Source organism: Phragmitibacter flavus, from assembly GCF_005780165.1.
GTDB classification, from domain to species: Bacteria; Verrucomicrobiota; Verrucomicrobiia; order Verrucomicrobiales; family Verrucomicrobiaceae; genus Phragmitibacter; species Phragmitibacter flavus.
Genome location: NZ_VAUV01000002.1, coordinates 227,726 through 248,064, shown reverse-complemented (window position 1 = coordinate 248,064; position 20,339 = coordinate 227,726). Strand labels below are relative to the sequence as shown.

Genomic DNA, 20,339 nt, shown 5'->3' with positions numbered 1-20,339 from the left:
CAGAAAAATGAGACAACCACATCGTGGTTGCCCCATTGCGTCGAGGTCTGTGAGTCAAACCCCGCTCTTCGCCTTTTTGCCCAACCACTGCGCGGCCGCCTGCAAATCCCCCTGCGTCAACTGATGCCCGGCGGCACTCCGACACAACTCCACCTCCGCCCCCGCATCGGTCAACATCCGCCCCAACTCCGCCACATTCGCGGCAGGAATCAGCGGATCATGATCGCCCGCTGCGAGAAACACCGGCACGTTCTTCAAATCCGGTTTCGTCTCCGGTTTCAAAGGCACCATCCCCCTCAACAGCACCGCCCCGCTCAACACTCCGGGTCTCAGCAGCAGCGTGCTCGCCGCCACATTCGCTCCGTTCGAATAACCCAGCGCGATGACCTTGTCGGGATCAAACCCATAAACTTTCGCCGCCGCACCCACAAAGTCTGCTAGCTCATGCGTGCGTTTGATCAAATCCTCTTCATCAAACACCCCTTCCGCCAGTCGACGAAAAAACCTCGGCATGCCATGCTCCGAAACCTTCCCTCGTGGGCTCAACAAGCCAACCCCTGGAGCCAGGGATTTGCCCAATTCAATCAGGTCATGCTCATTCCCGCCCGTGCCATGCAACAGCAGCAGCGTGGTTGGGTTCGCCGCATCCGTTGCGGGCACATACCGATGGATAAAATCCAAATTCGAAGTGTCAGTGGTCGTGTTCATACACCAATCAGAAATTAAAGTTAAGGTTGCCGGTTCGCAGGTTGATAATCCAAAGGCGCAAGCCCCGCCTCAATGCGCGTCCGACTTGGCTCAAGAAACGGCGGCAATGCCAGCTTCTCACCAAGGTGTTCTGGATCTTCGCCATCCGCCGCAAACCCAGGTCCATCCGTGGCGATCTCAAACAAGATCCCGCCAGGAATTCTAAAATACAGCGATTGGAAATAGTGACGGTCCACTTTGCCTGAGGTGCCAAGTCCATGGTTTTGCAGATGCCGCTGCCAGTCGAGCAACTGCTCCACATTTTCCACCCTCCACGCCACATGGTGAACCCCGCCCGCGCCCTGTGATCCATGATAAGTGGATCCTTCAACACGAACCAAAGAGCCCACCCCGCCGCTACCGGTTTCAAAAACACCAGCATCGCCTGCCCGTTCACGGAATCCCAAAACGTCCGTCAAAAACGCAATCGTCTCATCCGCATCACGCACCGTCAAATTCACCGCCCCAAGGCCGACAATCGCCGACTCGATAGGCACAGGACTTCCAACCCAAGGATGAAACTCTCCCTCTGTCGCTTCACGCGATTCCGCAATCAAACGCAAACGTTGACCCTCACCATCGCGGAACGAAAGCGTCGGCAAACCCGACCGCTCTTCAATGCGACCATACGATACTTTTTGTTCCTCAAACCACTTCGTCCAGCGATTAAGTGACTCCTCACCACCGAGCACGCGCAAAGCCGTTTCGCTCACCGTGCCAGCGCCATTCTGAGCCGTGCGAATGCCCGCCCAATCAAAGAACGTCAAGTCAGTGCCCGCACTGCCAAGCGCATCCGCATAAAACAAATGATAAGCCGAGACATCGTCTTGGTTCACCGTTTTCTTCACCATGCGCATGCCCAGCACACGGGTGTAAAAACCCACATTTTCTTTGGCCTTCGCCGTCACCGCCGTGACGTGATGCAATCCATTAAGTGTCGGTTGGGTGTCTGTTTTCATGTGCTCATCATGCCATCAACCATCCCCATGAATAATGCTTTGTAATCAACCTGAGCATGCCTCAAACCTTTAGTTGCCTGTCATTTTTGAAAACCACAGATGAACACAGATAGTCTCAATACAGCCTTCCCAATTAGCATTCCCATCTGTGTTTATCTGTGGTTAAGCCCCAAAACCCCTCAGACCAAAAACTTCGCAAACCCCTCCACAAACTCCCCCACCTTCTTCTTCATCCGCTCATCCACCATCTTGCCATTTTCATCAAACACCCCACCCGCCTTCGACACCAGCAACCTGCCCTCTGCCCAGAACTTCACTCCCAAAGTCCTGAACACCGGCAGCCACGCATCCTGTGCAAGAATCGTCCCAAATCCCCCCGGTGAAGCTCCCACCAAAGCCACCGGCTTGCCCGCAAAAACGTCGTCATCCAATCGCGACAACCAGTCCACCGCATTCTTCATCACCCCGGGAATCGAGTTGTTGTATTCCGGCGTCGAAAAGATCACCCCATCCACCGCACGCATCGCTTCCGCCAGCTTACTCACCGCCGCAGGAATGCCCTCCGCCTCCTCGACATCCCCATCATAAAGCGGGATGCCATGCAACGTCTTCACCTCCACCGAAACTTCATCTCCACCCGCCTCCACCATCGCCTGCAACAATGCCGTGTTGATGGAGCCCCTACGCAAACTGCCCGAGATACCGAGGATCTTGATCATCCCCATCCATACCTCACCCACGCTCCCGACACAAGCTTTCGACCACCGACCCATGGACCGCCGACTTGTCGTCGGCAAAGAGCCCGTCAGTCCAAGCTCTTCGGTCCACCGACGTTCCGTCGGTCTCCCCCCTCATGGCTTCCACCATGCATCCAGCTTCGCCGTCAATTCCTTCACCCTCTCAGGTCTCTCCCCCTCCAAATTGTTGCGTTCATCCACGTCCTTCACCAGATCGTAGAGTTCGACCACCGCATCCGGCTCATTCCTCGCATCGGGCACAATCAATTTGTCATCACCATCAATCACCCACCGCCACCGCAAGCTCGCCCCAGGCACCTCCAAATCCTGCGAGTCATGCGTAAAGATCTCCCCAAACACCGTCTTGCGCGACGCCACCGCCGCTTCATCCAGCAAATCCACCCCCTGCATCCCTTCGACCACCGGGATCCCCAGCGCCTTCAACACGGTCGGGGCAATGTCAATCGAACTCACCACCGCCTCACTTTTGCGCGGCTCCACCTTGCCCAACCAACGCACCATGATCGGCGTCCGCAATCCTCCGTCATACTGACTCTGCTTCGATCTCGGCGCAAAAACCTTCTTGTCCTCACTCTGGATCCAGCCGTTGTCGCACACATAAATCACCAGCGTATTCTCCGCCACCTTGCGATCCTCCAACAACTGCATCAGCTCCCCGCAGGTCTCATCAAACCACTCCACCATCGCCCAATAACGCGCCACATGAATCGACGGCGTTTTGTCCCGATACTTCTCCAGCAAGCGCTCTGGCGGCGTGTGCGGATCATGCGGCAACAACGGCGCATACCACACCAAGAACGGCTTCTTCTCCGCCATCGCATGATCCACGAAATCCACCACCGGCTGCATCCCCTCGCGACCAATTTTTAATCCCTCGTCCCCATGGCGCGACCCCTTCGTCATCCCATGCGTAAAACCCCCGCGCGTAAAATCCCCCTGCCACCACTTGCCCGTCTGGAAACTCAAATACCCTTTCGCCCCGAGCAACCTCGGCAAAGTCGCCAGCTTGTCCATGTGCTCATTGAACCGCTCCCGCCCCGCCACAAACGCCGGATCCTTCAAATCCCTGCGCTTCTTCCCCCCCACCACCGGCGGATCATTGCTGGTGATAAAGTTTTGATGCGGATACAACCCCGAGATGATCGTTGCCAGACTCGGACAGCACAAACTGGATGGCACATACCCACGCGGATACGTCACACTCTGCGCGGCCAGCCTGTCCAGATGCGGCGTCTTCACCACCTCGTGCCCCATGAATCCATAGTCCCCCCAATGATGGTCATCCGATACAATCAGCACCACATTCGGCGGAGACTCAGCCCCGGCAGACAGAACCCACCCAAGACCGCCCACCAACGCCATCAAAAAATTTCGTAACATTCTCACCATAAACTGTCCTTCAACGAAGCCAGTGACCCGCAACTTACCAAAAAAACCTGTCCAATTGACCCCATCCAGTGGCAGTAATGTTCAATCTTGTCAAGAAAGCCCCGTCCCGCCGCGTAACCTTCCCTCCCTCCCAATCTATTCCTCCTCATGCGCAAGCTCACCTGGATCATCTTCTGGCTTCTTTTCGCTCTTCACCACGACTTCTGGTGGTGGAATGACGGCAGCATCGTCCTCGGATTTCTTCCCATCAGCCTCGCCTGGCACATTGGCTTCTCCATCGCCGCCGGTTCGCTCTGGCTCTTCGCCATCCGCCATGCCTGGCCCAGCGAAATCGAAGCCTGGGCCGATGAGCCTGTCCCAGCCAGCGACAAAAAGTCCTGATTAATTTCCGCATTCCTTTAGCCCTTATCCTTTAGCCCTTATCCTTTAGCCTTTATCCTTTCCGTCATGCCCATCACCTTCTGGATCATCCTCGGTTATTTCGGACTCCTCATCGCCCTCGGCCTTATCAGCCGCAGCTTCTCCAAAGGCACCAGCGCCGACTTCTTCGTCGTCAGCCGCAATGTCGGCCCCATCCTCCTGCTCCTCTCCATCTTCGGCACCACCATGACCGGCTTCGCCCTTGTTGGCTCCACCGGCAAAGCCTATTCCACCGGCATTGGCGTGTATGGCATGATGGCCTCCTGGTCCGGCCTTGTCCACAGCGCCGTCTTCTTTCTCATCGGCATCCGACTCTGGGCCGTCGGCAAAAAATACGGCTACCTCACCCAATGCGAATATTTCCGCGAACGTTTCGAATCTCCACGCCTCGCCTATCTCCTCTTCCCCATCCTCGTCCTTCTCGTCATCCCCTACCTTCTTGTTGGCGTCATCTCCGCGGGTAAATTTCTTCAAGGTGCCACCGCCGGCATGTTTCCGGAAATGTTTCCCATCGCCGACCTCATCCTGCCCGACGGCAGCAGCAAACCCCACCCCCTCAATGGCAGTTTCCCCGCTGAGTGGGGCGGCCTCCTCATCTGCCTCGTCGTCCTCTTCTACGTCTTTCTCGGCGGCCTGCGCGGTGCCGTCTGGGCCAACGCTTTTCAAACCGTCGTCTTCATGGGCAGCGGCATCATCGCCTTCTACCTCATCAGCCAGCGCCTCGGCGGACTCTCCGCCGCCACCCAGATGGTCGTCGACAGCGACTTCGCCAGCCCCCGCCTCGCCCGCGAAGGCAACATGGGCCACCTGCAGTTTTTCACCTACTGCATGATCCCCCTTTCCGTAGGCATGTTCCCCCACCTTTTTCAGCACTGGCTCACCGCCCGCTCCGCCAAAAGCTTCCGCCTCACCGTCGTCGCCCACCCGATCTTCATCATGATCGTCTGGGTCCCCTGCATCCTCATCGGCATGTGGGCCGCCGGCTTCCTCGGCCCCCTCGGCCCCGGCCAAAACCCCAACATGGTGCTCGGACGCATGGTCAATGAACTCGTTCATTCCCCCGTCCTCTCCGGCCTTGTCGCCGCCGGCGTGCTCGCTGCCATCATGTCCAGTCTCGACTCCCAATTCGTCTGTCTCGGCACCATGTTCACCACCGACATCGTCCTGCGCGTCTCCAAACGCCCCTACACGGATGCCCAAAAGATCTTCATCGGCCGCGCCTTCATCCTCCTCATCGTCGCCGTCACTTATGCCCTCGCCATGTGGCTCAAGGACAGCGCCCACGTCTTCGACCTCGGCGTCTGGTGCTTCACCGGCTTCTCCGCCCTCTTCCCCATCGTCTTTGGAGCCGTTTACTGGAAACGCACCACCGCCGCAGGAGCCATCGCCGCCGTCCTCGTCACCGCCATCACCTGGTGCATCCTGTTCTACCGCGACATGATCGCCACCAAACCCCCTGGTGCCGACGAGCTCCTCATCTTCGGCATGATGCCCGTCGCCATCATCACCGGTTTGTCCGCCCTCTCCCTCGTCATCGTCTCCCTGCTCACCCGCCCCCCCACCAAGGCAACCGTCGCCCGCTTCTTCCCTGGGAAGTAGCTCAAAAACCGGGCCGCGCAGCCTGCCGGATCTCCGCACAGGGGGCTTCATCAACCTCCCATTTGGCTTGCTTCAAACTATGCCATCAACCGAAACGTCAGGTTGATACGCGCCCCCTTCACCCGCTTCGACGGTGGCAACCGATGCAACCAATACCGCTGCGTCGCCCCGAGCATCACCAGCAAACTCCCATTCTCCAACCCCACGTCCACACGCTCGCCACTCTGCTTGTGCTTGAAACAAAACTTCCGCGCCGCCCCCAAACTTACCGATGCAATGGCAGCATCCCGCGCCAGCTCCTTCTCATCATCACTGTGCCAGCCCATTCCCTCCTCGCCATGATGATACAAATTCAACAGACACGAGTTGAACTTCGCCCCGCTCAACGTCTCCACCTTCGCCTTTATCTCCCTCAACGTGTCCGACCACGGCAGCGCCTCCTTTGTCGTTCCCGAATAAGTATATTTGAACCCCTCATTGCCATACCAAGCCACCTTGCGCGCCGTCACAATCCGTTTGCCAAACATCACCGCTTCATCATGCCGCCATGCAACTTCGGCCAATAGCTTTTCAAACAACCGTCCACATTCATCCACTCCAAAAATTGGCCCATGATAGTTCACCTCTCCATCAGAAGGTAAAAGATTCACACTGTAATCCGCCGCACCAAACAGATCTCCGCTCATCGCAACCACTCTCCTCAAATCTTGTCGGCAAACAACTCCAAAAATTCCTTCTGCGGGATGAACAACGACTGGCCACGCACCGGCGTTGAACCTGTCTGACTTAAGAAATCCCCCCGACCCAACAGATGTTCCGCCCCCGGTTCATCCAACAAAATTTGTGAGTTCACCGCATTGGTCACCCGCAGACAAATCTTCATTGGAAGATTCGCCTTCAACTGCCCGGTCACCACATCCTTGTCCGGCCGCTGCGTGGCAATGATCAGATGCACCCCGGCCGCGCGACCCTTCGCCGACAGCCGCTTCGTCAGCCGCTCAAACTCCTTCTTCTCTTCACGACCACTATTGATCAAATCCGCAAACTCATCAAAAATGATCACCCTGAACGGAAGGTCGGTCTTCCCCTGAGCAATGCGATCACCAAGTCGGGTATGATTTTCCGCCAACAGGATTTCATATCGCCGCTCCATATCTTCCACCGCCAGATGCAGACAGGCCAACGACTCCTCAATGTCCCGCAAAATCGGACCCGTGAGATAGGCATTTTCCACAATGCCACCAAAGGTCAGCAGTTTCGGATCAATCAACGTTAACTGCAACGTCTCCGGCCGGTTGCGCTTCACCAGTGTCGCCACCAATGACTTCAACAACTCGCTCTTTCCACTGCCGCTCGAACCACCAATCAACGCATGCGCCGTGTTCGAATCACATAGGTCCGCGAGAATCAGCCGGTTGTTGATGTCAACCCCTAGCGCCAGCGCAAGCGGGCTTGCATGAGCCGTCAGTTCCGCCCGTTGCACCTCATCCTGCCACCAAACGGTGTCAGGCTTCTCCTTCACCACATCAAAGATGACATGTCCCGACCCGGGCATCACCAGCGGCTCCGCGTGCAGGCCCAGTTGGATCTTCAAATTCACCGCATTGCTACGCAATTTGGCAAAGCTGATCCCCAGTCCCGGCCTAATCAAATACCGCACCAGTTGCGGCGCCTCCACACGTCCCATCACCTGCACCGGCACTTTAAAGGAATTATAAGCCTTCTCAATATCCCGACCGAGATCCGGCTCCGCCTTCGGCTGCCAGGACAGCCGCACCGCCTCGTGACCGACCTGCACCGATTTCAACTTCGACATCAATTTTTCATGTCCCGCAATTCGGTCCAACACCGGTTGCACCTCATGCTCAAAGATCGCATTCAACTGCGCCTCCGTCTTCGGCACCAGATGCAACCCAGGTTCATAATACTCCAGCAGACCCGCAAAATTGAGTCCCGGCTTCGCCAATCGCAACATCCTCGCATAGATCGCCAGTTGCAGCAGATCCAACGTGCCATTGCTGCCACGGGAAAGTTTGTAGTCCACCACCACAATCCCATGCACCGGGTCCACCTGCACGGAATCAGGCCGACCGCTCACCTCCACCACCCCGCCATCCGACACCTGAATCGCCACCCGTTTCAAGTCAAACTCATGCGTCAACAACGCACTCCGCCAGCTCTTAAAATTGGGACAGTTCGCCCGCAATTCCGCGAGCCGCTGACACCACGCCTTCAACGCCTCTGCCAGATGCAAGGCCGCCTCCGCTGACTGACTCCGCACCAACGCCTGAACCTTCGCCGCCGCCAGTTCATCCCAAAGCAGCGCCCAAATCTGCTCCCGACTGCGCAACGCCAACAATGGCGCCGACGCATCAGGCACACACAGCTTCTGCACCAATCCCGCCACCAATTGATGAAACAAACGTCCGTTCACCGGTATCCCACCCGCAGGAGTCATGGGCATCGGAACCGGCGTGGCCGGATCATCCAACCAGCGGTCCAACCATCCGCGATCCACACACGCCTGCTTGAGCTGACTCACGTTTATCCTTGCCATATCAAAATCGTGCAATTTTCCAACCGTTCCGTCTGCACCTCGCCGAGTCCCTCACAACACGCAAGCGCCTGCTCCGTCGATACCTCCGCACCAAGATGACCCACCAGTGCTTCGAGGCTGACAAACCGCTCGTCCCTCACAAAACTCCGCACCCGCTGCTCCAACTGCGGCATCGGCTGACCCGCATTCCTACGACCAAATGGCAACCGCCCCTTCGCCGCCCTGTCTGTTTTCACCTCCGGCTGCACCTTCACCACTTCGACCAGCCTCGGAGCCTCCTGCTTAACGTCTCCAACATCAACCTTCGCCACTTCCAGCAATCGCGTGCGCCAATACGCCAGTTGCTTGGTCAAAAACTCCATCACCTCCGCACCGCCCATGCCTTCCAGATCCCCGGCCTCCGCATCGAGATACAGCTTGCGCGCCGCATACAACTCCGCCGTCTCATCCGCCGTCAGATCGAACAACTGCAAACAATCACGACGCGCTTCAGCAATCAACTGACCATTCACCACCCAGGTTGACTTCGGGATCGCACAACGCTGCTGTGGCGGCGGACGAAACAACACCAGCTTCGACACCGGCTCCCCGTCCTGCTCCTTCATCTGCCGCGCAAACATCGCCAGCGACTTCCACACCCGGTGATCATCCGACACCGCATGCGCAAACCCGAAACGCACCACCGCCTCCCCCGGCACATGCCACTTCATTTCCACATAACCATGCGGATGATCCACCCGCACGCATCCCAAATCCTGACCACGCACCAACCCCACCTCCGCCAGCCAGCGAAACACGTCCGGATCATACTCCTGCAAACGCGGATTCGCGGCAAACTCCACACGCAAACTGTTGAAACGCTCCGACAGATCCACCTTCACCGAGACCACCAGCTTTTGCGGACCCTTCACCTCACCTCCCTCCCAACGTCGCTGACAAAGATGCAAAAACTCACGCGCAGGAATGTTGCTCCCCGGCATTGGAAACAACCCCGACAACCACTCCCCATCCGTCACCCGCCCACACGCCTCACGTTGATCTGCCTGTTCCACGATCAGTAAACGAATTAACTCCTCCCCCTCACGACGATCCAATCCGCGCAACACCTGCGACAACTGAAACCGGTGCTGATCCGCCACATCCATCGCCGGACGCAACTTCGACTCCCACACCGCCTGGTTCGCCGTCACCACCGTCAAGTGATGCGGCACTTCTCCCACCAGTTCCGCGATCACGCGACCGAACGTTTTCGCCAGACGGTCGTCCTGCGCATAAACCTCCGTCTGATCAAAACAAAACAAGAACGGACGATAAAACGCCGCCAGTCCACACCACTCATGAACCTTCCGACGACACAACTCGTTCAACGCATCCACACTCCCCGCCTCCCGACCATGTGACGCACCCAGCCCTAGCTCCGCCAGTGCGTCCTCCTCCAAACTCTGCCCCCGCAACCACGCCAGACAATGCTGCTGTTTGTCCGAAAACGGCGCACTGGACGCATAATGAAACAACACCAGCAACCACGCATCATCTTCCATCGACACCCCGCGCCGCGCCAGCAGTCGCCGCCACACCGGACGGCACACTTTAAAAAAAGACTCATGCAACCACGGATTCCATCCCCCCTCATCCCCCTCTAGACCAATCGTCAAATGCTCCATCACCCAACGCTCCGCGATCGGTGCCTCTGGATGCGGCAACAACCCCTCGCGCAACGCCTCCGCGACCAGCAACCGCACCAAACTCTCCGCCCACATCGTCAGCCTCGTCCTGCCAAAATCCTCGCCCTCCACCGGACCATTCATCTCCTTCACCATCTGCAACAACAGCGACTGCCAGCACAAGCTCACCGACTGAAATGGACTAAACCCCACCACATTCACCTCTTTGCCCAGCGACTCATACAAACGCGCAATCAAGTGACTCTTCCCATACCCAGGTGCGGGCGACAACACCAATTGCGCCTTTCCCGCCGCCAGCGGTTCACGCGGCAACGGCGCACTCACCAACGGTGCAAACGCCGCCACCAGTCCGTCCAAAACCTCCAGGTTCAACGTGCGCACCGTCACCGGATGATCTCGGGGATTTTTGACAATATCTCGACCAAAAGGATTCATGATAAACGGTCTTCCTCATGCAGCCGCACATAGAGCCGGCGACGGTCACGAAACACCATCGCCGCCGCTCGCTGCGCTTCGGAGGCATACGACCAATCCCCCTCATCAAGCGTGCCAAGCCCTCGCTCAACCACCATCGTTTGCAACCATTCCTGCAACACTTTTGTCTCCAATCCTGCCTCCACCGCAAGATCTGCAATAAAGACCGAAAGATTGGCCGACTGCTTCACCAGTGACCCATAGGCCCTCCGAATCCTTCCGCCCAAATCTTCCCCCATATCTCCCGCAACTCCAGCCGATGCATGGCAACTATGCAGATAAAGAAACCCCGCCTTTTTGTCCTTCAAAATCTCCAACCTCAACACCACCCGCTCGTCCACCAACGCATCCAGCGCCGCCCGCGTGCTTGGCAGATTCACCTTCGGCAACAATCGCAAAGCGCCCCCCTTGAACAACTTGTGCGTCCCCCGCAACATCCTGTCCAGCCGCAACTTTTCGCGTTCCATCGTCGGGGCCGATCCCGCCAAAAAATAATGCGTTCCCAACTTCACCACCTCGCCTTTCTCCATCAGCTCCCTCAACGTCTCAAGCACCCCTTTCGACGTGCCAACCCCACTCTTCGTCAAAGACACCTTGCCACGAAACTTCGCGAGCAACCGTTCCCGTTGTTTGCCATCCACATTCATGCCACATTGGTGGGCGGATGAACTAATCCCGTCAAGGACCAATCCCCGCCACCCCGCCCGGCCATGCAAGTTCTCTCCATCAACCGATCCCTCGTCAAGACCGTCAACATCAACGGCAAAGACGCCCCCACCGGCATCTACAAAGAACCCGTCTTCGATCCCGTTGCCGTCCATACTCTCGGCCTCGAAGGTGACGCCCAGGCCGACCTCACCGTTCACGGCGGGCCCCATCAAGCCGTCTACAGCTACGCCATCGAACACTACCCCCACTGGCAACAATTCCTGCATCGCGATCACCTTCATCATGGCACCTTCGGCGAAAATCTCACCACCTCCGGCCTCCTCGAAACCGAGGTCTTCGTCGGCGACATCCACCGCATGGGCAGCGTTGTCCTCCAGGTCACCAGCTGCCGGCTCCCCTGCTCCAAGTTCGCGCACAAAATCGGCAGCACCGAAATACTCAAACCCTTTCTCGAAAGCGGCCACAGCGGACTCTATTATCAAGTCCTCCAACCTGGCACCATCACCGTCGGCGACCCCATCGAAATCATCCAGCGCGATCCGAACGCCATGACCGTTCGCACCGTCCTCGGACTCTACAAATTCCACGAAGGCACCCGCGACGACCTCGAAAAATCCCTTCAAATCGAAGCCCTCTCCCCCCTCTTCCGCAAAGCCATCGAAGCCCGCCTTCAAAAGCCCTAATCACATGTCCATTCCTGCAAAGACTCGCATCGGCCACGTCCACCTTAAAGTGGCCGACATCGACCGCTCCCTAAAATTCTACCAAGGCGTGCTAGGCTTCGACATCACCACCCGCTACGGCAACAGCGCCGTCTTCCTCTCTGCCGGTGGTTATCATCATCACATCGTCATCAACACCTGGGAAAGCGCCGGAGGCCAGCCACCCCCACCCAACAGCACTGGCCTCTTCCACGTCGCCATCCTCTATCCCACCCGCGCCGACCTCGCCAACGCCGTCCAGCGCGTCATCAAAGCCGGCATCCCCCTTCAAGGTGCCTCCGACCACGGTGTCAGCCACGCCATCTATCTGGCCGATCCCGATCAAAATGGCATCGAACTCTACTGGGATCTCCCTCAAGAGAAGTGGCCACAAAATCCCGACGGAAGCCTCACCATGTTTACCCATCCCCTCGACCTCCGCGCCCTCCTCGCCGAAGCCACTCAAGAGTGACTCAACGCGACCTAACAATTCTCCATTCAGTCTCAGGCCTTTATCCTTTAGCCCTTATCCTTTAGCCTTTCTTGATAGGGTTGTTCCACCACTTGGACAATCGCAATTCCGCCGTCTCCGGCTTCATCAGGCACGCATCTGAGTAATGCGCCGTGTCATTGAAAAGAATTAACCGCGCCCGCACCGGATCTTTAAAATCCACGATGTTCAATCCCGCCGGATCCTGATCAAGATTGTCCCGATACCTCCTCGGATCAAACCCCAGCAACGAGCTCAACAACAACCGGATCGTCGCCTTGTGCGACACTACGATCACCGCCTCGCCTTCGTGATCCCGCACAATCTCGATCAACGCCGGCAAGGCTCGCGCCGTCACCGCCAGCCCGCTCTCGCCACCCTCTGGCGCGAAGGTAAACGGATCTTCATCCCAAGCCGCCGCCTCATCCGGAAACGCCTCCTCCACCTCATGCCGCGTCATCCTCTCCCAGCGCCCATGGGAGATCTCCTTCAACCCCTCACGCGCCTGAACCTCCAGTCCATGCGGCTTCGCCAAAATCGAAGCTGACTCCATCGTCCTCCCCAACGGCGAAGCATACACTGCGGCCACCTTCAGTCCCGCCAGCCGCTCCGACAAAGTCCCCACCTGATGCCTGCCCTCATCGGACAACTCCACATCCGTCGCCCCGGCAAAGCGGTCCTCCGCGGTTAAAACCGTGGCTCCATGGCGAATCAAATAAATGCGGGTCAGCGACATAAAATTAAAGAAGTAAAACCATCACTTTAATAACTCCATGTCACCCCCGCATCAACCACTACCCACAATTCACCACTCAGAGCGCCACCATTTCCACCCGACGGTTCTTCGCCCGCCCGGCCTCATCCGTATTCGGAGCCACCGGTGCCGCCAGCCCCACCCCCACCGACATCATCTTCTCAGCGCCCACCCCGTGCTCCAACACCAGCGCCTTCATCACCGCCGCCGCACGACGCTGCGACAACTCCTGGTTGTATTCCATGCCCCCTTCATTGTCGGTGTGACCCACAATCAAGACCTTGCCTTTCGCCGACTTGATCGCCTTGGCCATTTCCACCAGTGACGGAGCCGACTCGGACTTCACCACCGCCTTGTCCGTGTCAAAATACACCCCGTAAATCGCGATCCGACCCGTGGTCGCCATCGAATCCGTAATCTCCGCCGCCTTCACCACCGTCATTCGCGCCTCCATGGCTTTGGTCTCCAGCACGTCCACACGCACAATCGTGTCGCCCTTCTTCAAATGGTTGTCCTCCTGCAACTTCGCAAACCCGGTGCCGCTGTCATCATTGATCACAAAAGCATACAACGCCACAAACACGGTATTGCCCGCCTTGTCCGCTCCCTTCAGCACCGAATAACGACGCTCTTCCTTGTTAAACTCATGCATCATGTTCAATCCATCCGTCTTGCCGATCACCGGATAAATACTTTCAATGAACCGGCCATATCCGTCATCCAACTCGTCATTCGAAGCCGTCCACAACACCTCAAAACCCGCCGGCTTCAACTCCGCCTCATACTGTCTCACCACCTCCAAAGTCGAGGTATCTCCCGGCAATTTGTAATAGGCTGTCGTCAAAGCCCCCTCGTGCTTTTCCCTCTTCGTCGGCTTCATCACCTGCTTGTCGTAGTCAAACTCCACCCGCTGCAAAGCCACCGTCAACTCGTCAAACTTCTCCTTGTTGAACCACATGATGTGCGACCCCGTCACCCGCTTAAGCAACGCATGATCCGCCGAACCCGGCACATCCTCAGCCCCTTTAGAGCCGCCCACCAACGCCATTGCAAGCAACGGACCCATCACCAAGCACCACGAGATTTTCATAGAATTAAATGAAGCACACTTTCTTCGCTCATTGGTTGTAGGACGAGTCGATCCTTGTGACAAGCAACATTGAATTCACCCCCCTTGTGACACTCACCCTCCCTCCTTCTTACTCCTCCCCGGTATCCGCCAAAAAATCCTCGCACCATCCGAACATCTCGCCACGATGCCGTCACTTAGCACGACATCTGCTCAACTCCAAACTTCATGTCCACCTCCCTTCGCATCGATTCCCTGCTCCAGGCCTATAAATCCGGCAGCACCACTCCGCGAGAAATCATCGAAAAACTATGGCAGGAAATCGAATCCTCTGATCCCGCCATCTTCATCAGCCGTCCCACTTGGGACAAAGTCGATGCCTTTCTGCGACACTTGGAACACCTGACCCCTGCCGCCCTTCCCCTATACGGCATCCCCTTCGTCATCAAAGACAATATCGACCAAGCCGGTGAACCCACCACCTGCGCCTGTCCCGCTTTTGAATACACTGCCGAGAAGTCCGCTTTTGTCGTCGAACAACTGATCGCCGCTGGAGCCATACCGCTGGGCAAAACCAACCTCGATCAATTCGCCACCGGCCTCGTCGGCGTGCGCTCTCCCTACGGCATTCCCAAAAATGCCTACGACGGAAAATACGTCCCCGGTGGCTCCAGCTCCGGTTCCGCCGTCGCCCTGGCCAATGGCCTGTGCAGCTTCGCCCTCGGCACCGACACCGCCGGCTCCGGCCGCATCCCCGCATCTCTCAACAACCTCGTTGGCATGAAACCCACCCGCGGCGTGCTCAGCAACACCGGCCTCGTCCCCGCCTGCAAAACCCTCGACTGCATCTCCATCTTCGCCCTCACCACCGACGACGCCCTCAAAGTCTACGAAGTTGCTTCAACCTTCGATCCCGCCGACGCCTACGCCCGCCCCGATATCCCCATCGCCAGCAAATCGGTCACCGATTTAATCGTCGGCATCCCCCGCGCCGACCAGCTCGAATTCTTCGGCAACAGCGCCGCCGCCGCCCTCTTCGACCAAAGCATCGAGCGCCTCAAAACGATGGGCATCGCCACCAAGGAAGTGGACCTGCAGCCCTTCCTCGACGCCGCCCTGCTCCTTTACGAAGGCCCCTGGGTTGCGGAACGTTACGCCGGGATCGAGGACCTCATCACCACCCAACCCGAAGCCCTGCATCCCACCACCTATAAAATCATCAGCGGTGGCATCAAAGGCACCGCCGTCGACGCCTTCCGCGCCCAATACAAACTCGCCGAACTGCGCCGCGCCAGCGAAGTCGCCTGGACTGAAGTTGACGCCATCATCACCCCCACCGCCGGCACCCACTACACCGTCGAAGAAGTCCTCAACAACCCCGTGGAACTCAACTCCAACCTCGGTCGCTACACCAACTACATGAACCTCCTTGATCTGGCCGCCTGGGCCGTGCCCGCAGGATTTCTCGAAGACAGCGGCATGCCCTGGGGCGTCACCTTCTTCGCCCCCGCCTTTACCGACCGCAAACTCGCCGTCCTAGCGAGCGCCTTCCACGCCCAAACTCCTCTCCAATGATGATCAAACTCGCCGTCTGCGGAGCCCACATGCGCGGCCTCGCCCTCAATCATCAACTTCTTGAACGCAACGCCGAATTCGTCGAAGAAACCCTCTCCGCCTCCGTCTACCGGCTCTACCATCTCCCGCCTCTCAAACCCGGCATCCCACCGCGCCCCGGCATGATCCGCGTCTCCGCCGGAGGTGCCGCCATCGCCATGGAAATCTGGCAAATGCCCGCCGAAAACTTCGGCAACTTTCTCGAAGCCATCGCCGCCCCCCTCGGACTCGGCCGCGTGTCACTTCCCGACGGCACCACCGTCTGCGGATTCATCTGTGAAGCCATCGCCGCCGAAACCGCCCAAGACATCACCTCCTTCGGCGGCTGGCGCAACTGGCTGGCATCCGACCGCACTCCTTGAACAAACCCCATCGCCCATGACGTAGTTACCTCCCACGTCATGCGCCGCTTCCTTCTCCTCCTCCCCTTCCTCACCGCCTATTCCCTCACGGCGGCCACTCCCGTCGTCGTCGATGTCTGCGTCTACGGCGCCACTCCCGCTGGCATCACCGCCGCCATCGCCGCCAAACAGGAAGGCGCCTCCGTCATCCTCATCGAACCCTCCCGCTGGGTCGGCGGCATCCTCGGAGCCGGCATCAAAACTAAACAAGACTGCCCCGAACCCCGCGCCGTCGGCGGCCTCACCCAATCCAAAATCTTCACCTTCGCCAACTTCCCCAGCCTGCTCCGACGCGACTTCGAACAATGGCTCACCGACGAAAAAATCGATCTGATCCGCGAACACCGCATCCAATCCGCCACCAAAGACGGCACCAAAATCACCTCCATCACCCTCGAACACGCCCCGCCCGACCACGAAGGTATCCCCATCCCGCAAGCCCTCCCCGGCTCAGAAGAAAAAACTATCACCGCCACCATCTTCATCGACGCCTCGTATGAAGGCGACCTCATGGCCAAATCCGGCGTTACCTACTCCACTGGCCGTGAAGCTTCCTCCGAGTTCAACGAGCAACCCGCCGGTGTCGGTCCCCCCACCAACTGGACCCCCATCGATCCCTACCTCAGCCCCGGCGATCCCACCAGCGGCCTCGTTCCGCTCGTCGATCCCGATCACGGCAAACCTCTCGGCTCCGGCGACGACTACACCCAGGCCTACAACTTCCGCTTCTACACCACCAACGACCCCGCCAATCGCGCCGAATTCGGCGTCCCAACAAACTACACCCGCGCCCAATTCGAACTCGTCGGTCGTTTCATCGAGCACCTCAAAAAACAACACGCCGACGACCCTAAAAAACTCACCGAACGCCTCCGTGCCATTTTCCCCGGCTGGATGAACTCCGGTGAATACAACTACCAGCGCAATTCCCTCATCACCATGGCCCCTCTCGGCCTCAGCCGTTATTATCAGGACGGCGATTACGCGAAAAAATCGGAAATCTGGCGTGCCCATCGCGACTACCTCGCCGGCCTCCACCACTTCATGTCCACCGACCCCCGCGTCCCCGAAACCTTCCGTAATCAAACCGCCCAGCTCGGTCTCAAACGCGACACCCATCCCGATACCAACGGCTGGCCCCACCAGCTCTACGTGCGCATCACCCGCCGCATGCACGCCCCCTATCAACTCACCCACGCCGACGTTCTCAATCAAACCAACGAACCTGACAGCGTCGGCCTCGCCCTCTACGGAGTCGACACCTATCCCGCCCGACGTTATGTCGCCAAACACCCCGAAACCGGCCAGATCGGAGTCGCCACCGAAGGCAACATGTTCATCGGCGGCGCCAAAGGCACCGGCACCCCCTATCCGGTTCCTTATCGATCCATCACCCCCAAACCCGAGCAATGCACCAACCTCCTTGTCCCCGTCTGTTTCAGCGCCACCCACATTGCCTATGCATCCGCCCGTATGGAGCCCGTCTTCGCCGTCCTCGGTGAATCCGCCGGCGTCGCCGCCGCCCAATCCGTCAAAGAATCCAAACCCGTCCAGTCCATCGACATCGCCACGTTGCAGAAACGACTTCTGCAACGCGGCCAGGTGCTCGAATGGAAAAAGTCCCAGTAAGCTTTTGGCCCACCGAAAACTTACAGTGTCTTCAGATACTTGATGCTCTCCTTCACGCTCGCCACCGGATCAGGCGACTGATCCTGCTCCACGTGCGCATGCTTCACCCCGGCCTTCTCCGCCGCCGCCAGCAGGGGTTCCGTGGCGATCACCCCATTGCCCAACTCCTTGAACGCATCCTTCGGCAGACTGCCAAAATTCGGCACCTCAATTCCCTCTTTCAAATCCTTCAGGTGAACCTGCGACACCCGTCCCGCCAGCTTCCCAATCAACTCCGCAGGCTCCAATCCCCCGACCTTCACCCAAAACAAATCCAGCTCAAACTGCGCGGCATCGAACTCCTCGACAAACACATCAAACCCCGTCTTCCCGCCTTCAAACGGCTTGAACTCAAACGCATGATTGTGATACGACAACACAACCCCCGCCTCCTTCGCCTTCACCGCCGCCTTGTTCAGATTCTCCGCCACTTTTTTATAAGCATCCAGCGAGTCCCGATACTGATCCTGCAAATACGGCACCACCAAATGCGTCAATCCCGCCTCTTTCGCCTTCTCCACAATCTTCAAGAAATCCGAGAACGAATCATCTTTCGGACTAACCGCCGAGTCCCACTGAAAATGCGAAGAGTTCACCTTCAACCCCACGTCCTTCGCGCCCTTTAACAGCGCCTCCGCATCAGGAAATCCAAACAACTCCACCTGCTTGTAACCCGCCTCCGCCACCGCTTTCAAGGTCCCCATCAAATCCGCCTTCAACGGATCCCGCAAGGTATAAAGCTGCAGCCCAATGTCTCCCACATACTGCTTCCCTGCCTCCAGCGCCAGCAAACGACTCGCAGGAACAGAAGCAAGAACACTGGCAACAACAGAACGAACAAAATAGCGGCGATTCATGCACCGATTGTGAACGGACTTCCCTCTCACAGCAAGTTTCCTTCCATGAAAATTCCCTGCCCGATCAGGACAAGGCCCACGGTGGATCTACCCCTCAAAGTCCTGCGCTCCCGCAAAAATCCCCGCCAGCGGACTCGTGGCACTCGCCAGCGCACTGGCACCGGCCACACCAATTTCATAAGCCGCCCGACCCGCCTCCACCGCCGCCTTAAACGCCAGTGCCATGCGCACCGGATCACTCGCGATGGCAATCGCCGTATTTACAAGCACCGCATCCGCCCCCATCTCGAAAGCCTCCGCCGCGTGACTCGGCACCCCAATCCCCGCATCCACCACCACCGGCACCGTGGCCTGCTCAATGATGATCTCAATCTGCCGTCTCGTCGTGATCCCTTGATGAGATCCAATTGGCGATCCCAAAGGCATCACCGTCGCCACCCCCACATCCTGCAACCGCTTCGCCAACACCGGATCCGCATTGATATAAGGCAGCACCACAAACCCCTCCTTCACCAAAATCTCCGCCGCCGCCAACGTCTCGATCGGATCAGGCAGCAAATAACGGGGATCAGGATGAATCTCCAGTTTCACCCAATTCGGCAAACCCGCCGCCACCGCCAGCCTCGCCAACCGAACCGCTTCCTGCGCGTTCATCGCTCCGCTGGTATTCGGCAAAAGCAGATACTTGTCCGCAGGAATGAACTCCAAAATATTCGCAAACGGATCCTTCTTCCCACTCAAATCCGCCCGGCGCAGCGCCACCGTCACGATCTCCGCCCCACTCGCCTCCAGCGCATCGTGCATCAATGGACCCGAAGAAAATTTGCCCGTTCCAAGCATCAACCGCGAACGAATTTCACGGCCGGCAATGATCAAAGGTGTCGAGGATGAAGAAAGTGACATGGACCCGAAACCTACTGCAAACGCCGCTTCAGGAAAGCACGAATCCATCACTCCCTCAATCGTCGGGAAAGAAAAGCCCGCACCCATGCCGGATCACGCCTTTGATCAATCACCGCCAACACAAGCACATTCTCCACCTCGATCCGATAAAAAACCGCATAATAAGGGAACTTGCCACCCACCCGCATTCTAAACACCCCGTTTCTTTCAGGGTGCAAACCAGAAAGGATCTCCAGAGAAAGAATCTCAAGACTCATTTCATCATAAAAGCGGTCCCCCAAGCCAGACTCTTGAAGCTCCCAAAAAGTAGAAGCTTCAAACAAATCCCGCTTGGCACCATTGCCAAGCTCCACCCTTTTCACTGGTTCCCTTTCGTCTCCTTCCACTCTTTGAACTCCGCCCGTAACTCATCAAACGCCTGCTCCAGCGGAATCACCTTCATCTTGCCCTCATCCACCAAGCGGCAGCGCTCTTCCAGCTCCTCCATCGGCCAAAAATCCTGCAAGATCGCCGGTTGCATCGATTCCGCCAGCACATCAAAAAGCGCCAGCTTCTGCTCAACACTCAGCGCATCAACCTCTTCGGGGGATAAAGGGGACTTCACCAACATCCCCCATCATCCACC

General features: G+C 57.8%; 21 protein-coding genes. 7 read left to right on the top strand and 14 right to left on the bottom strand.

Translation table 11 applies throughout. From position 1 onward, the window contains the following. Nucleotides 1-54 precede the first annotated feature (54 nt). From FEM03_RS03065 to FEM03_RS03050, 4 genes are all read right to left on the bottom strand, one after another. The gene (locus FEM03_RS03065) at nt 55-708 is read right to left on the bottom strand and encodes an alpha/beta hydrolase (protein ID WP_138084707.1); all 654 of its coding nucleotides are present in this window, start codon (nt 706-708) and stop codon (nt 55-57) included. Between the two features lie 20 nt (nt 709-728). Beyond that, nucleotides 729-1,706 (bottom strand): ring-cleaving dioxygenase, encoded by a 978-nt coding sequence (locus FEM03_RS03060; protein ID WP_138084706.1) that lies wholly within the window; start codon nt 1,704-1,706, stop codon nt 729-731. Between the two features lie 179 nt (nt 1,707-1,885). Further along, entirely contained in the window at nt 1,886-2,425 is a 540-nt protein-coding gene (locus FEM03_RS03055; protein WP_138084705.1) for an NADPH-dependent FMN reductase, read from the bottom strand. A gap of 132 nt (nt 2,426-2,557) precedes the next feature. After that, nucleotides 2,558-3,844, bottom strand: a complete 1,287-nt coding sequence (locus FEM03_RS03050; RefSeq protein ID WP_138084704.1) for a sulfatase family protein — start codon at nt 3,842-3,844, stop codon at nt 2,558-2,560. Nucleotides 3,845-4,000: 156 nt separating this feature from the next. Between FEM03_RS03050 and FEM03_RS03045 the strand changes: the two genes are divergently transcribed. Together FEM03_RS03045 and FEM03_RS03040 are read left to right on the top strand one after the other, a co-directional pair. Further along, the gene (locus FEM03_RS03045) at nt 4,001-4,234 is read left to right on the top strand and encodes a hypothetical protein (protein WP_138084703.1); all 234 of its coding nucleotides are present in this window, start codon (nt 4,001-4,003) and stop codon (nt 4,232-4,234) included. Between the two features lie 66 nt (nt 4,235-4,300). Further along, nucleotides 4,301-5,872 (top strand): sodium:solute symporter family protein, encoded by a 1,572-nt coding sequence (locus FEM03_RS03040; RefSeq protein WP_138084702.1) that lies wholly within the window; start codon nt 4,301-4,303, stop codon nt 5,870-5,872. A 77-nt stretch (nt 5,873-5,949) separates the two neighbouring features. On the opposite strand, the gene FEM03_RS03035 is transcribed toward FEM03_RS03040, so the two are convergent. The 4 genes from FEM03_RS03035 to FEM03_RS03020 are packed head-to-tail and all read right to left on the bottom strand — an operon-like array spanning nt 5,950 to nt 11,235. Next, nucleotides 5,950-6,558: an alpha-ketoglutarate-dependent dioxygenase AlkB family protein gene (locus FEM03_RS03035; protein ID WP_138084701.1), complete on the bottom strand. Its 609-nt coding sequence runs from the start codon at nt 6,556-6,558 to the stop codon at nt 5,950-5,952. A gap of 14 nt (nt 6,559-6,572) precedes the next feature. Beyond that, the gene (locus FEM03_RS03030) at nt 6,573-8,429 is read right to left on the bottom strand and encodes an FtsK/SpoIIIE domain-containing protein (RefSeq protein ID WP_138084700.1); all 1,857 of its coding nucleotides are present in this window, start codon (nt 8,427-8,429) and stop codon (nt 6,573-6,575) included. Then, entirely contained in the window at nt 8,417-10,549 is a 2,133-nt protein-coding gene (locus FEM03_RS03025; protein ID WP_138084699.1) for a hypothetical protein, read from the bottom strand. The genes FEM03_RS03030 and FEM03_RS03025 overlap by 13 nt, the downstream gene beginning before the upstream one ends. Beyond that, entirely contained in the window at nt 10,546-11,235 is a 690-nt protein-coding gene (locus FEM03_RS03020) for a hypothetical protein (RefSeq protein ID WP_138084698.1), read from the bottom strand. The genes FEM03_RS03025 and FEM03_RS03020 overlap by 4 nt, the downstream gene beginning before the upstream one ends. Nucleotides 11,236-11,298: 63 nt before the next feature. On the opposite strand from FEM03_RS03020, the gene FEM03_RS03015 reads away from it, so the two are divergent. Together FEM03_RS03015 and FEM03_RS03010 are read left to right on the top strand one after the other, a co-directional pair. Beyond that, nucleotides 11,299-11,940: an MOSC domain-containing protein gene (locus tag FEM03_RS03015; protein ID WP_138084697.1), complete on the top strand. Its 642-nt coding sequence runs from the start codon at nt 11,299-11,301 to the stop codon at nt 11,938-11,940. Nucleotides 11,941-11,944: 4 nt separating this feature from the next. Continuing rightward, nucleotides 11,945-12,430, top strand: coding sequence for a VOC family protein (locus FEM03_RS03010; RefSeq protein ID WP_138084696.1), 486 nt, complete (start codon nt 11,945-11,947; stop codon nt 12,428-12,430). Between the two features lie 61 nt (nt 12,431-12,491). Here FEM03_RS03010 and FEM03_RS03005 read toward each other — a convergent pair whose 3' ends face one another. Next, a complete protein-coding gene (locus FEM03_RS03005) occupies nt 12,492-13,184 on the bottom strand; it encodes a histidine phosphatase family protein (protein WP_138084695.1) in 693 nt (230 codons plus the stop codon). Nucleotides 13,185-13,260: 76 nt separating this feature from the next. Then, on the bottom strand, nt 13,261-14,292 hold the full coding sequence (locus tag FEM03_RS03000; RefSeq protein WP_138084694.1) for an OmpA family protein: 1,032 nt from the start codon (nt 14,290-14,292) through the stop codon (nt 13,261-13,263). 207 nt (nt 14,293-14,499) lie between these two features. Here FEM03_RS03000 and atzF point away from each other — a divergent pair, with 207 nt between their 5' ends. From atzF to FEM03_RS02990, 3 genes are read left to right on the top strand one after another with little or no spacing between them, the layout of a single operon-like run. Next, a complete protein-coding gene (atzF, locus tag FEM03_RS02995; RefSeq protein WP_206170837.1) occupies nt 14,500-15,846 on the top strand; it encodes an allophanate hydrolase in 1,347 nt (448 codons plus the stop codon). Then, the gene (locus FEM03_RS24660) at nt 15,843-16,247 is read left to right on the top strand and encodes an allophanate hydrolase-related protein (RefSeq protein WP_206170835.1); all 405 of its coding nucleotides are present in this window, start codon (nt 15,843-15,845) and stop codon (nt 16,245-16,247) included. Before atzF ends, FEM03_RS24660 begins: the two co-directional genes overlap by 4 nt. 39 nt (nt 16,248-16,286) lie before the next feature. Next, entirely contained in the window at nt 16,287-17,915 is a 1,629-nt protein-coding gene (locus FEM03_RS02990; RefSeq protein ID WP_138084693.1) for an FAD-dependent oxidoreductase, read from the top strand. A 20-nt stretch (nt 17,916-17,935) separates the two neighbouring features. Here FEM03_RS02990 and FEM03_RS02985 read toward each other — a convergent pair whose 3' ends face one another. The 4 genes from FEM03_RS02985 to FEM03_RS02970 form a co-directional block, all read right to left on the bottom strand. After that, nucleotides 17,936-18,811, bottom strand: a complete 876-nt coding sequence (locus tag FEM03_RS02985; RefSeq protein WP_138084692.1) for a sugar phosphate isomerase/epimerase family protein — start codon at nt 18,809-18,811, stop codon at nt 17,936-17,938. Nucleotides 18,812-18,898: 87 nt separating this feature from the next. Beyond that, the gene (locus FEM03_RS02980) at nt 18,899-19,714 is read right to left on the bottom strand and encodes a thiazole synthase (protein WP_138084691.1); all 816 of its coding nucleotides are present in this window, start codon (nt 19,712-19,714) and stop codon (nt 18,899-18,901) included. 47 nt (nt 19,715-19,761) lie between these two features. Further along, nucleotides 19,762-20,067: a type II toxin-antitoxin system RelE/ParE family toxin gene (locus FEM03_RS02975; protein ID WP_206170834.1), complete on the bottom strand. Its 306-nt coding sequence runs from the start codon at nt 20,065-20,067 to the stop codon at nt 19,762-19,764. 5 nt (nt 20,068-20,072) lie between these two features. Then, nucleotides 20,073-20,318 (bottom strand): addiction module protein, encoded by a 246-nt coding sequence (locus tag FEM03_RS02970; protein ID WP_206170832.1) that lies wholly within the window; start codon nt 20,316-20,318, stop codon nt 20,073-20,075. Nucleotides 20,319-20,339: the final 21 nt, after the last annotated feature.